This is a genomic window from Chitinilyticum aquatile DSM 21506, assembly GCF_000430805.1.
Taxonomy (GTDB): Bacteria; Pseudomonadota; Gammaproteobacteria; order Burkholderiales; family Chitinibacteraceae; genus Chitinilyticum; species Chitinilyticum aquatile.
In genome coordinates this window covers 215,363-227,538 of record NZ_AUMS01000001.1, presented here as the reverse complement: position 1 = coordinate 227,538, position 12,176 = coordinate 215,363, and the positions used below count along the sequence as shown (strand labels likewise).

Below are 12,176 nucleotides of genomic sequence, written 5' to 3'. Positions count from 1 at the left end.
GGACTGAACTGCATGGAAGCGGAACAGCTCAATCAGATCGGAAACCGGTTTGATGACCTCGGCCAGCGCGCCGAAGAATTGAAGCGCTATCTGGATTATCCGACCAAGGTCGACCGCCTCGAAGAAGTGGTGCGCCTGATCGAAGACCCGGAACTCTGGAACGACCAGAAAAAAGCCCAGGAAATCGGCCGCGAGAAAAAAGCGCTCGAAGACGTGGTCGTGGTGCTTGACGATGTCAGCAATGGCGTACGGGATGGCCGCGAGCTGTTCGACATGGCGCGTGCCGAAGACGATTTCGACACCATTGCCGCGATCGAAGAAGATCTGGCTGCGCTTGAAGAGCGCATCGCCAAGCTCGAATTCCGTCGCATGTTCAACAATCCGATGGACCCGAGCCCCTGCTTCATCGACATCCAGTCGGGCGCCGGCGGCACCGAAGCCCAGGACTGGGCCGGAATGCTCCTCAGAATGTACGTGCGCTATGGCGAACGCAAGGGTTTTGACGTTGAAGTGCTGGAAGAATCCGCTGGCGAAGTGGCCGGCATCACCAGCGCGACGATCAAGCTCTCCGGTGACTACGCATTCGGCTTTTTGCGCACAGAGACCGGCGTGCACCGCCTGGTGCGCGTCTCACCGTTTGACTCCAACGCGCGCCGCCACACCTCGTTCTGCTCGGTGTTCGTCTACCCGGAAGTCGACGACAGCATCGAAATCGAGATCAATCCGGCCGATGTACGCACCGACACGTTCCGCGCCTCCGGCGCCGGCGGCCAGCACATCAACAAGACCGACTCGGCCGTGCGCCTGACGCACATCCCGACCAATACCGTCGTACAGTGCCAGAACGACCGTTCCCAGCACAAGAACCGCGACGAAGCCTGGAAAATGCTGCGCGCCAAGCTCTACGAACTGGAGCTGAGGAAGCGCATGGAAGCGCAGCAATCGCTCGAAGCCGGGAAGTCGGATATTGGCTGGGGCCACCAGATCCGCTCCTACGTCTTCGACCAGAGCCGCATCAAGGATCTGCGCACCGGCTACGAAGTCGGCAACCTCAAGGGCGTCATGGACGGCGATCTGGACGGCTTCATCGAGGCCAGCCTGAAACAGGGCGTCTAAACCATTCGGGGCAGATGCCAGGGTATCTGCCTGTAACCTTTACAAATCAAGAATCGCAGGCAGATACCCATGTCCGACGAACAAATCATCCAGCAAGACGAAAACCAGATCATCGCCGAGCGCCGCGCCAAGCTGGCCGCCATCCGCGAAAAAGGCGTCGCCTTCCCGAACGACTTCAAGCGCGAGCACCTCTCCGCCGACCTGCATACCAAATACGGTGAAGTCGAGAAGGAAGAGCTGGAAGCCAAGGCCATCGCGGTCAGCGTTGCCGGCCGCATGATGCTCAAGCGCGTGATGGGCAAGGCGAGCTTTGCCACTGTGCAGGACGGCGCTGGCCGCATCCAGTTCTACGTCAGCCGCGATTCGGTAGGTGAAGACGTCTACGCCAGCTTCAAGACCTGGGACATGGGTGACATCATCGCGGCCAAGGGTACGCTGATGAAGACCAAGACCGGCGAACTCTCGGTGCAGGTCACCGAGCTGCGCTTGCTGACCAAATCGCTGCGCCCGCTACCGGAAAAATTCCACGGTCTCACCGACCAGGAAACCAAGTATCGCCAGCGCTATGTCGACCTGATCACCAACGAGCAGTCGCGCAACACCTTCATCAAGCGCAGCAAGATCGTGCAGCGCCTGCGCGAGTACATGGTGAACGAGGGCTATCTGGAAGTCGAAACCCCGATGATGCACCCGATCCCGGGCGGCGCCACGGCCAAGCCGTTTGCCACGCACCACAACGCGCTGGACATGCCGCTTTACCTGCGCATTGCGCCGGAGCTGTATCTGAAGCGTCTGGTGGTGGGCGGTCTGGAGCGCGTGTTCGAAGTGAACCGCAACTTCCGCAATGAAGGCATGAGCACACGCCACAATCCGGAATTCACCATGGTCGAATTCTATGAAGCGTATGCCGATTACCAGCGCATGATGGAAATGACCGAAGGCATCATTCGCGCCTGCGCGATCGAAGCCACCGGCCACGCCATCGTCGAATATCAGGGCAAGCAGGTTGACCTGTCCAAGCCCTTCGCGCGCTTCACCATTGCCGGCGCGATCAAGCACTACAACCCGGAATACACCGACGAACAGCTGAACGATCGCGTTTTCCTGAAAGCCGAAATCGCCCGTCTGGGTGGCAAGCCGGTGCTCACTGACGGCATCGGTGGCCTGCAGCTCTCCCTGTTTGAAGAAAACACCGAGGGCAAGCTGTGGGAGCCGACCTTCATCGTCGATTATCCGGCCGAAGTTTCGCCGCTGGCGCGCGCATCCGACACGCAACCCGGCATCACCGAGCGCTTCGAGCTCTTCATCGTTGGCCGCGAGCATGCGAATGGCTATTCCGAGTTGAACGATCCGGAAGACCAGGCCGCACGCTTCCAGGCACAGGTTGACCTGAAGGATGCCGGCGACGACGAAGCCATGCACTTCGACGCCGACTACATCCGCGCGCTCGAGCACGGCCTTGCACCGACCGGCGGCTGCGGCATCGGCATTGATCGACTGGTCATGCTGCTGACCGACTCGCCAACCATCCGCGATGTCATCCTCTTCCCGCAAATGCGCCGTGAGGACTAAGGGTATACAGCCCTGGCCCTTTTCTTGAAGGGGCTATAGAGCAATACCCAACAAAGCCGGCCTTGTGTCGGCTTTGTCACATCCAGTGTTACCCGCATTGAGCTCTGCAAAAAACCGGCATCACACGATGCCGGTTTTCATTTGGTGCAATGCCGTCTGCTCTACCGTGCTGCAGTACCACCCAAACCCAGCGCCTGCAGCGTCCGGTGCAGAACGGCTTTCTCAGCTTCGATGATGCGGGCACGGCGGTCGTACGGATAGGTACTGACCGCCGCGGCGGCAATGTCCAGGCAGTAATCGTACAGCTCGCGATCCTTGCCGCAGTTGCTCACCAGCTGCGGCGAAGCCTTCATCCACTCGAAGGCCAGCTCGGACAAACCGGCCAGCAGGGCCGGTTCGGGGCGCTCGCGGGTGAAGCGTTCGATAAAAGCATTCACCTGAGCGGCGTCGACCACCAGTTCACCATCGGCCGCGCTGGCCAGGTGCGACATCCAGTTGATGGCGTAATCGTTCAGGATACCGATCTCGGCCGACTGCAGCTTGCCGTCCGCCCACATGGTTTCGATCACCGGCACCAGGCTGAGCAGGTAGATGTCATGCTCGGCCAGCCCGTAGGCGTTGACCAGCTCGTCAATGATGCGTTGCCGTGGCATAAGCACTCCCGACCGCGCCGGGGCCCGGCGCCTGATTGATTTCACCAGCCTGAATTATGCCATGGGCCCACAGCGGCAAAGCAGCGCACGCCTGACGCAGCACCGGCAGATCATCAAAATGCAACACCCACCGACGCTCAAGCGGACACCGCAACAGCGTGATGCACCTCCGTCATGCCGCTCCGGCTCGGACGGTTGGCAGTGCCAGCCACATCACGAGGGAGCAGCGCCTGCTGCAGGCTGGCCTGGATCTGCCGCTGCAGGCTTTCCTGCAGCTCGCCGCGTCGCCGGTCTTCGGCGCGCTTGCGCGCCGGGCGGTCTGCGATGGACACGCATTCCCTGGCGAGCGGAATGCTGAAGTGGCCACTCACCTGCCTGATTCCGCCAGCGGCCAGCCAGACTTCCTCGTAGTCCAGCCGGATGTCCTTGCGATGGCGATGGCGATAGCGCGGCGAGGCGTACACATGGTTTTCACTGGCGATGGCGTCGATGAAGGCACAACCGCAAACCCGCGCCACATCGCGTAGCGCATCCAGCAACAGCAAGCGCGGCTGGATGCCATGCAGATCACGTGTCACCGCCCTGATCAGCTCGCGTCCGTCCTTCTTTCCCTGCATGCCGCCGATCAGCAGCCCGGTCTGCCCATTGCGCGTCACCAGGCTGAAACTCAGCGCCTGCAGCCAGGTGTCCGCTGTCACGAGCTGCAGGCACAGCCCGCCTTCCTTGTCGAATTTGCCAAAGCGGTTGAGCAGCAAACGGCATGACTCGCCGGATTTGCCGGGCAGACGCGCCAGCTCGATACCCTCGCCGCGCATGATGGCCGCGGCCTGCTCGGCACGGAAACGCGAATGAAAATGCCGGAAATGCCCGATCAGCACATCGCACACGGCATCCGCCGGCAAGCGGCAGTCAAAGAATGGCCGGTGCACCCGCTCGATGAATTCCGGCTCGCGCCCGAGCACGGCGGAAAGCGGCGAATGGCGCAGAAAGGCAAACCAGCGCGCACTGCTGCGCGGTTGCAGCAGCGACCTGAACACCAGGCGCAGCTTGCGGTGCAGGCGCACATCGCCATTTGCAAAGCGCATGCGGCAAGCCCAGCGCACATCATCGAACCACTGCCCGAACCCATCCCGCTTGCCCGCTTCCCAGTCCCATTCCATAAGCCATCCCTTGCCTGCCGGCGAACCATTGATGGCAGGAGCAAAAGGCCGCCCGCCACGGCAGAGATTCTTGCCGGCACGCGCCGCGCAGGCATGGCAAAACGGTGAGGAAGTGTGAAAAGATGTGAATGGGCTTTGCTGACGGAAAAGCGCATTGCCTCGTGGGCGCTGCATTGTTTGAAGGACAGATATATCGCGAAATTTGCGGATAATGCGCTTGCACACCACGGCAGGTACGATTAGCGTAGCGTAATCGTACGCATGTCCAAGCTGCGAAAAGGAAAGCCACGACAAATCAGCGTCGTGCCTTTGTTTCCGGCTGGATAGCCAGCGGATTGTGGCGGTAACGGATGGTTCCAGTCAGCGGTGAAAATGCATACGTACGATTACGCTACGCTAATCGTACCTACCTCGCGGCTTTGCCATAATTTTTATCGCCAGTTAGGCGAAATTTAGAGTTGAAATGACTAATTCATACTGGAAAAACAAAGGCAAGACTGTTGAGCAGCTGATTGCTGAGCTTCGCTCTTTCGGAAACCAAGACATGGAGGTGCGTATCTCCTTGGATGACGGTGACACGTCCTACCCCATATCTCTAGTGGGGAAGGTAAATGGGAAGTATGCGGTCCTGATGAACTGCGAAGATGTTCAATCACCGATTCGTCATAATCCCGAGGACAGCTAGCCAAACAGGATACGCAAATCTTGATTTGCGCAAAGAGGTTGTCCGATGAACATGCACCGCAGTTAGTTTTGACCGCCTTCCGGTGCACTCCCTCTAAGGGTTACTCTCATGCTACCAACTCATTCATCATTCAGGTTCTAATAAAAACGGCGCCTTTCGGCGCCGTTTTTTATTTGAAAGAAGCAGCAATCACCCGCGCAGCAGCTGGTTCACATACCTTGCCACGCCCTCTTCCACAGTCAGGAATGGCGCGTCGTAGCCGGCTTCGCGCAGCAGGGTCAGGTCGGCCTCAGTGAAACACTGGTATTTGCCCTTCAGCGCTTCGGGGAACTCGGTGTATTCCAGAATGCCCTCGGCAACCAGCTCGGCCAGACTCAGTGCGGGCTTCCCTTCTGCAGCGCGGCAGGTGTTTACCGCGGCGACGGCGATGTCGTTGAACGGCTGCGCCTTGCCCGTTCCCACGTTGTAGATGCCGCAGACTTCCGGGTTGTCGAGGAACCACAGGTTGACCTTCACCACGTCCTCTACTGAAATGAAATCGCGCGTGTGGCCGCCGGCCGGGTAGCCGTTGTATTCACCGAACAGCTTTACCTTGCCGGTGTCGCGGTACTGGTTGAAGTGGTGGAAGGCCACAGAGGCCATGCGCTCCTTGTGCTGTTCGCGCGGGCCGTAGACGTTGAAATAGCGGAAGCCTGCCACCTGCGCGGTGATGCGTTCGTCTTCCATGCGGCGGCGCACGATCTGGTCGAACAGCAATTTTGAATAGCCGTAGACGTTCAGCGGCTTTTCGCAGTCCGGCGTTTCGATGAAGCCCTGGCGGCCGTTGCCGTAGGTGGCGGCACTCGAGGCGTAGATGAACTGCGCTTCTTCCTGTTGCGCCCAGTCGAACAGCGTCAGCGTGTACTGATAGTTGTTGTCCATCATGTACTTGCCGTTGTGCTCCATGGTGTCGGAACACGCGCCCTGATGCAGGATGGCGCTGACTTCACCGTCGAATTCGCCGCTGGCGAGCGCTTCGATAAAGTCGTGCTTGTCCATGTAATGCAGGATGTCGAGATCGACCAGATTGCGAAACTTGTCGCCGCGCGTGAGGTTGTCCACCGCGATGATGTCGCGCTCGCCACGCTCATTGAGCGCCTTCACCACGTTCGAGCCAATGAAGCCGGCCGCGCCAGTAACGATGATTGCCATGGGTATACCTTTGTATCTCTCTGTTTTATTGGGCTACGCGACTACACAGTGCGAGGTATAGCCAGGCTCCGTGCGGAATCCATTGTTCGGTCCAGCGCCAGCTGTGCGCCATGGTCGCCACTTCGGATTTGCGGAAATCGATGCTGTCCTCGTCGTCCAGCCCGCTGGTGATGCCATTGCACACGCCGCCCGGCGCATTGAAAAAGCCCGGTTCGTAGCGCGGATTGTTGCGGCCCCAGCCCTGCAGCATGCAGGCATCGAAGGGGTTGGCACCCAGCAGCCAGTTGAAGGCATTGTCGCCGTATTCGCGGATTTGCGCAGCAAATTCCGCGTCCTCAGAAAACAGGCGCCGGGCGACTTCGGCAGCGGCGACAATCGAGCCCAGCCGCGCGTTCTCGCCCTGCCACCAGTAGCCGGTTTCATTGTCATGCGGGATGAAGAACTGCGTGCCGCCCGGCTGTTTGGCGTTTTTCACGAAATGACGCGGGTAGCCGAAGGGGTTGTTTACTTCATTGGTGATGGCGATTTCGAAACGGTAGGCCTTTTCCAGTGCGGCACGGATGCGGCCAGCCAGCGGCGAAGCGGGAACGACTTCCAGATAGCGCAGCAGCGCGAGGTAAGGCAGGCCAGCTTCGGCGGCGTGGTAGTAGCTGCGCTCGCCCGCGTCGTCCATGCGGAACCAGCCGGCGTCCTGCTGGCGATTCAGCAGGCTGTCGACACGGCGGGCGGCGGCATCGGCGTACACAGCCTCGCCCGTCGCGGCCAGCAGCTCGGCGGCGGCCAGCAGCGCGCAGTAGTCGTCGATCATGTTTTCACGGCCGTCTTCCAGATAGGCGATGTTGTTCGCTTCCAGATCAGCAAAGCCTTTCTTTGCGCCAGCCAGATAGGCGGCACGGGTGAAGCCCTCGCCGTCACGGCCAAGCTGGCTTGCACGCGCCAGCGCGGCAATCGCACTGCCGCCGCCCTGACGGTAGGCCGCGTGGTAGGTGGCGAATTTTTCGCCCTTCTGCGTCTTGTATTCGCAAATGTCGCGGCGGTTTTCGTCCTTGCTCCACTGGTCGAACACGGTCATGTAGAAGTAACCCTGTTCGGACTGCATGCGCAGCAGGAAATCCGCGCCGTGCAGTGCCTCATCGGTGATGCGCTCATAGAACCACTTGTTGAAGAACGCGATGGTCTTGTCGCTGTCCGGCCCTTGCGGATCATCCATGCGCTCCACTACCCACTCGGGGCGCTGGGGCATGCGTGCGAGGCCATCGATGAGGTTCCACACCACCTGCGGCGTCTGCTGCGGGTTCATGTACTGCGAGTAGGACAGGTGCGACAGGTATTTGGAAACATCGCCCGAGGCATCGTACCAGCCGCCATGCACATCACGGCGCTCGTCACTGCCAACCAGCGGGCGGCTGCGGTCGGCCAGATCGAAAATGCCGGAGCAGCGCTGGCCCTTCAGGTAATGCACGATGTCGGAAATCATCAGCTCGGCAAACACGCGCGAGTGAATGGCAAAGTTTGCCGAAACCAGCGGCGGGCTGATGCCGTCGAGCACAATGAAATACTCGCCTTCCTGCGCCAGCGCCGAAAAATCGGCCGTCCAGAAATGCCAGCCCTGCCACCTGGCAACTGGCCCGCTGGCCACGAGCTGGCCGCTGTATACCGCTGCGCGGCTGCTGCTGTCATAGACAGTGAAGCCCGTGGATGCGAGCGAGGCAGGCGCTTCGATGACGGCGGTTTTGCGGCTGTCCGGCGCGTAGCCGAGATGGTTAAGCAGGATTTTCATGGCATTACCTTGAGTTTTTCTTGTTGTTTCTTGTTGGTTGACGGTATTCAGGCGTGGCTCAGCAACCAGTTGCGGGCTGCGCCGATCATTCCGGCATGATTACCGGCGCTGGCGAGAATTACTTTGCTCATGTTGCGGAAATCCGGCAGCAGGCGCGACTCCAGCGCGGCATTGAGTTCTGCCAGGAAGGATGCGCGCCCGGCAATGCCGCCACCGACCACCACCCGTTCGGGGTTGAGCACATAGATCAGGTTGGCAATACCGGCTGCGAGCGTATCGAGCCACTCCTGCACCAGCGGGACAATCGCTGCATCACCGGCATCAAAGCCCGCAAAAATGGCTCGACCATCGAGCTGGCGCCCTGTGCGCGCAGCCACGAGGTTCACCAGCCCACGCATCGAGGCATGGTCTTCCCAGTATTCGCCCTTTGCCAGGCCATTCACGTGCATATAGCCCCATTCGCCCGCAGCAGCGCGGTGGCCGCGGTAGAGCTGCCCGTTGATCACAATGCCGCCGCCGATGCCGGTGCCGATGGCCACCGCGATGAAATTGCGGATGCCGGCGGCAGAACCCAGCCAGCCTTCGGCCAGTGCCACGCAATTGACGTCATTTTCGACACTCACCGGCAGGCCGAAGCGTTCGCCGAGATGATCCGCCAGCGCCACGCCGGGAAAATCCGGGATGGCTTCGGCCGCGCCGAGAATGCGCCCGCCCACGGGGTCGACCAGCCCCAGCGTGGAGACGGCAATGCCGATTACCGTTTCGCGCGCCAGTACTTCGGCGAGCAGGGCTTCGATGCGCGCCAGCACGGCCGCCGCGCCTTCCTTGCCATGTGTGTCGGCCACCCGTGCATCCAGCACGATGCCGTCTTCCTGCACAAGGCCATATTTGAGCTGGGTGCCCCCGATGTCGAGTGCCAGCAGTTTTCTCATCAGACGTCTTCCCAGTTGATCGGCGTACGGCTATTCGCACGCAGGTAGTCGTTGGCGGCGGAAAAATGGCCGTTGCCGATAAAGCCGCGATAGGCCGACAGCGGCGACGGATGGGCAGATTTCAGCAGCAGGTGCCGGTCGCCTTCGATGCGGGCGGCTTTCTTATGTGCATGACTGCCCCAGAGCATGAATACCAGATTCGGGTGACGCGCGGCCAGTTGTTCGATCAAACAATCGGTAAAACCTTCCCAGCCTTTTTTCGCGTGCGATGCGGCGCAATCGGCTTCCACCGTCAGCACGCTATTGAGCAGCAGCACGCCCTGCCTTGCCCAGCCGGCGAGATTGCCGTGCTGCGGCGGAGTCACCCCGAGGTCGCGCGCGATTTCCTGCCAGATATTGCGCAATGACGGCGGCATCCGCACGCCATGCGGCACCGAGAAGCTCAAGCCATGCGCCTCGCCGGCACCGTGATAGGGGTCCTGGCCGAGAATCACCACCCGCACGTCTTCCGGTGCCAGGGCTTCGAGCGCGGCCAGACGCTGCGCCTGCGGCGGATAGATCGTCTTGCCGGCGGCCGTTTCGGATTCCAGAAAGGACTGCAGGCGCAACCATGCCGGATTGGCCAGATAGTCGGCCAGCAGGGGCTGCCAGGCAGCCGGTACGGTCATGCTCATGCCTTGCTCCCGCGCTGCTGGCGGATCAATTGCCGGTGCCGCCCGAAGATGAGGCGCGAGAAGGCTTCTTCCTGCTCTTCGCTGGCAAATTCCAGGGCGGCACTGATGCGAAACTGCATACCCGCTGGCTGGCAGTCCGTGATGCGGGCATCGAATTCGAGCAGGCAGGGCAGCTCGCCGGACATGCTGAAGGCCAGAACTCCCGGCGTATCCGCTGCAATGGCGTCATGCTGCAGCCAGCTGGCGGCAGTCAGGCCCAGCTCCGCTTCATGCGGCGGCGGCAACTCGCCAATCTGGCAGCGTGCCAGCCAGGCCAGCGCCAGATCCAGCTTGGCATGCAGCGCCTGCTGCCCTTCCGCATGCTGCACATTCTGTTCGTACTCGTGCAGGACATGCAGGTATGCGTTCACTTCGCGGCTGCTGCGCTGCAAGGGACGGCGGAGGTGCCACGCCAGGGGAATGCATCCCTGCCAGATCACGCCGGAGGCGGAAATATCGCTCATGAGACCACAGACCGGTCGGAAAAAAAGCGATTATACCGGCATGTGCTTGTGTTTTCCCCCCGGCGCACTAAGCTCGGCTTATCACCTTCCCGCGACCTCCCCATCATGCTGCCACGCCTGTTGTCCATTCCCCTTTGTCTCTGCCTTGCCAGCCTGGCCATCACACCCTCCGCCGTGGCCAGTGACCCGCATGCCACGTCCAAGGCACCGAAGAAAGCGGCCACTCACAGCAAGGCCAAAACCCACTCAGCCGACCCGCATGGCGGCGCCGTGCACTGGGGTTACGAAGGTGCGGGCGGGCCGGAAAACTGGGCCAAACTCGACCCCGCCAATGCGCTGTGCGCCACCGGCCAGCAGCAGTCGCCCATCGATGTGCGGACCACCTATGCGCTGGCGCTCGACCCGCTGGTCTTCCAGTACCGCCCGACCAAGCTCAGTGTGCTCAACAACGGGCACACCATCCAGCATGGCGTCGATCCCGGCAGTTTTCTCGAGGTCGGCGGTGACCGTTACCAGCTGCTGCAATTCCACTTCCACACGCCCAGCGAAGAAGCGGTCGGCGGCAAGCGTTATCCGATGGTGGCGCATCTGGTACACAAGAATGACGCGGGTCAGCTGGCCGTCGTCGCCGTTTTCCTGACCCAGGGCACCGCCAGCAATCCGCTTTTCGACGTACTGTGGGAAAAACTGCCGGCAGAGCACAATGTGTCAATGCGTTTCGAGGACAAGACATACACGCCGAGCGACATTCTGCCGCGTGACCAGCGCTACTGGACGCTGATGGGCTCGCTGACCACCCCGCCCTGCAGCGAAGGCGTACGCTGGTTCATCCTGAAAACCCCGGTGGCCATCTCGAAAAAACAGCTGGCGAAATTCCAGCACGAATTCAGCATGAATGCCCGCCCGATCCAGCCGCTCTACCAGCGCGCGATTCTGGATGGGCAGTAAGTAACAAGGTGACCCCGGCATCCCTGACGGGAATCAGTCGTCGCGCGTGAGAACTTCCAGCAGTTCGATCTCGAAGGTCAGGTTCGAGTTCGGCTTGATGTGTTCACCGATCTGGCGCTCGCCATAGGCCAGGTGGGCCGGCACAAACAACTTGCGTTTGCCGCCGGCCTTCATGCCCATCAGCCCCTGATCCCAGCCCTTGATCACCCGCCCGGTGCCGATCACGCACTGGAAAGGCTTGCCGCGCTGGTGCGACGAATCGAAGACCGTGCCGTCTTCCAGATAGCCCGTGTAGTGCGTGGTGATCAGCGCGCCTTTCACGGCGGCCTTGCCGTCGCCCTCACACAGATCGACGATTTGCAGTTCATTGTTCATGGTATTCCTCGTCAGAATGGCCAGCGGGCGGCGTGACATCGGTGGCATCGGTGCCCTCGCTGCGGCGCACGCGCCGGCCGGAAAAGAAGGCGCCCAGCTGCCCGGCAGCCACATCAGCGCAGCAGCCGCCTTCCACATGCGTGTGATGGTTGAGCTGGCGGTTGGAAAACAGGTTCAGTACGCTGCCGGCCGCGCCGGTCTTGGCATCGCGGGCGGCAAAAACCACGCGGGCAACCCTGGCATGCAGAATGGCGCCAGCACACATCGGGCAGGGTTCCAGCGTCACATAGAGCGTACTGTCATCGAGCCGGTAGTTGCCCAGCCGCGCGGCTGCCGCCCGCAGCGTCAGCATTTCCGCGTGTGCGCTCGGGTCGGAAAGGCCGATGGGCTGATTGTGCGCGATGGCCAGCACTTCACCATCCTTGACCAGCACGGCGCCAACCGGCACTTCGCCTGCGCGGGCAGCCTCATCGGCGGCAGCGAGCGCCATGGCCATGAAGGCTTGATCGGCAGAGGTAAACGAATCAGGCATCACGCTCCCTGCTCATAAAACCGGGGTATACAGCCATAACCCTTCTGCAAAAAGG

Annotated in this window: 12 protein-coding genes; 3 read left to right on the top strand and 9 right to left on the bottom strand. The window is 61.0% G+C overall.

Translation table 11 applies throughout. From position 1 onward, the window contains the following. Nucleotides 1-12: 12 nt before the first annotated feature. Together prfB and lysS are read left to right on the top strand one after the other, a co-directional pair. Entirely contained in the window at nucleotides 13-1,116 is a 1,104-nt protein-coding gene (gene prfB / locus H559_RS0101135) for a peptide chain release factor 2 (RefSeq protein WP_028451162.1), read from the top strand. Nucleotides 1,117-1,185: 69 nt separating this feature from the next. Then, nucleotides 1,186-2,688 (top strand): lysine--tRNA ligase, encoded by a 1,503-nt coding sequence (gene lysS / locus H559_RS0101130; protein ID WP_028451161.1) that lies wholly within the window; start codon nucleotides 1,186-1,188, stop codon nucleotides 2,686-2,688. Nucleotides 2,689-2,849: 161 nt separating this feature from the next. Here the strand turns inward: lysS and H559_RS0101125 are convergent, their stop codons facing one another. From H559_RS0101125 to H559_RS22880, 7 genes are all read right to left on the bottom strand, one after another. Continuing rightward, complete coding sequence (locus tag H559_RS0101125; protein WP_028451160.1) at nucleotides 2,850-3,341, bottom strand: hypothetical protein; 492 nt, start codon at nucleotides 3,339-3,341, stop codon at nucleotides 2,850-2,852. Between the two features lie 137 nt (nucleotides 3,342-3,478). Then, nucleotides 3,479-4,501, bottom strand: coding sequence for a VirK/YbjX family protein (locus tag H559_RS21215; RefSeq protein ID WP_051278792.1), 1,023 nt, complete (start codon nucleotides 4,499-4,501; stop codon nucleotides 3,479-3,481). Between the two features lie 874 nt (nucleotides 4,502-5,375). Next, complete coding sequence (rfaD, locus tag H559_RS0101110) at nucleotides 5,376-6,377, bottom strand: ADP-glyceromanno-heptose 6-epimerase (protein WP_028451159.1); 1,002 nt, start codon at nucleotides 6,375-6,377, stop codon at nucleotides 5,376-5,378. Between the two features lie 25 nt (nucleotides 6,378-6,402). Then, a complete protein-coding gene (locus H559_RS0101105) occupies nucleotides 6,403-8,157 on the bottom strand; it encodes a glycoside hydrolase family 9 protein (RefSeq protein ID WP_028451158.1) in 1,755 nt (584 codons plus the stop codon). Nucleotides 8,158-8,204: 47 nt separating this feature from the next. After that, a complete protein-coding gene (locus H559_RS0101100) occupies nucleotides 8,205-9,089 on the bottom strand; it encodes an ROK family protein (protein ID WP_028451157.1) in 885 nt (294 codons plus the stop codon). Further along, nucleotides 9,089-9,763 (bottom strand): uracil-DNA glycosylase, encoded by a 675-nt coding sequence (locus tag H559_RS0101095; protein WP_028451156.1) that lies wholly within the window; start codon nucleotides 9,761-9,763, stop codon nucleotides 9,089-9,091. The genes H559_RS0101100 and H559_RS0101095 overlap by 1 nt, the downstream gene beginning before the upstream one ends. Then, complete coding sequence (locus tag H559_RS22880; protein ID WP_028451155.1) at nucleotides 9,760-10,266, bottom strand: hypothetical protein; 507 nt, start codon at nucleotides 10,264-10,266, stop codon at nucleotides 9,760-9,762. The genes H559_RS0101095 and H559_RS22880 overlap by 4 nt, the downstream gene beginning before the upstream one ends. A gap of 105 nt (nucleotides 10,267-10,371) precedes the next feature. On the opposite strand from H559_RS22880, the gene H559_RS22875 reads away from it, so the two are divergent. Further along, the gene (locus H559_RS22875; protein WP_051278790.1) at nucleotides 10,372-11,214 is read left to right on the top strand and encodes a carbonic anhydrase; all 843 of its coding nucleotides are present in this window, start codon (nucleotides 10,372-10,374) and stop codon (nucleotides 11,212-11,214) included. Nucleotides 11,215-11,247: 33 nt separating this feature from the next. Here H559_RS22875 and H559_RS0101080 read toward each other — a convergent pair whose 3' ends face one another. Together H559_RS0101080 and tadA are read right to left on the bottom strand one after the other, a co-directional pair. Continuing rightward, nucleotides 11,248-11,589, bottom strand: a complete 342-nt coding sequence (locus H559_RS0101080) for an FKBP-type peptidyl-prolyl cis-trans isomerase (RefSeq protein ID WP_028451154.1) — start codon at nucleotides 11,587-11,589, stop codon at nucleotides 11,248-11,250. Next, nucleotides 11,579-12,121 (bottom strand): tRNA adenosine(34) deaminase TadA, encoded by a 543-nt coding sequence (tadA, locus tag H559_RS18285; protein WP_081412806.1) that lies wholly within the window; start codon nucleotides 12,119-12,121, stop codon nucleotides 11,579-11,581. The genes H559_RS0101080 and tadA overlap by 11 nt, the downstream gene beginning before the upstream one ends. Nucleotides 12,122-12,176: the final 55 nt, after the last annotated feature.

Coding starts and splice junctions, on each gene's coding strand:
- H559_RS21215 (WP_051278792.1), bottom strand. CDS start 4,501: ATGGAATGGGACTGGGAAGCGGGCAAGCGGGATGGGTTCGGGCAGTGG.
- H559_RS22880 (WP_028451155.1), bottom strand. CDS start 10,266: ATGAGCGATATTTCCGCCTCCGGCGTGATCTGGCAGGGATGCATTCCC.
- prfB (WP_028451162.1), top strand. CDS start 13: ATGGAAGCGGAACAGCTCAATCAGATCGGAAACCGGTTTGATGACCTC.
- H559_RS0101100 (WP_028451157.1), bottom strand. CDS start 9,089: ATGAGAAAACTGCTGGCACTCGACATCGGGGGCACCCAGCTCAAATAT.
- H559_RS0101095 (WP_028451156.1), bottom strand. CDS start 9,763: ATGAGCATGACCGTACCGGCTGCCTGGCAGCCCCTGCTGGCCGACTAT.
- rfaD (WP_028451159.1), bottom strand. CDS start 6,377: ATGGCAATCATCGTTACTGGCGCGGCCGGCTTCATTGGCTCGAACGTG.
- H559_RS0101105 (WP_028451158.1), bottom strand. CDS start 8,157: ATGAAAATCCTGCTTAACCATCTCGGCTACGCGCCGGACAGCCGCAAA.
- H559_RS0101125 (WP_028451160.1), bottom strand. CDS start 3,341: ATGCCACGGCAACGCATCATTGACGAGCTGGTCAACGCCTACGGGCTG.
- lysS (WP_028451161.1), top strand. CDS start 1,186: ATGTCCGACGAACAAATCATCCAGCAAGACGAAAACCAGATCATCGCC.
- tadA (WP_081412806.1), bottom strand. CDS start 12,121: ATGCCTGATTCGTTTACCTCTGCCGATCAAGCCTTCATGGCCATGGCG.
- H559_RS22875 (WP_051278790.1), top strand. CDS start 10,372: ATGCTGCCACGCCTGTTGTCCATTCCCCTTTGTCTCTGCCTTGCCAGC.
- H559_RS0101080 (WP_028451154.1), bottom strand. CDS start 11,589: ATGAACAATGAACTGCAAATCGTCGATCTGTGTGAGGGCGACGGCAAG.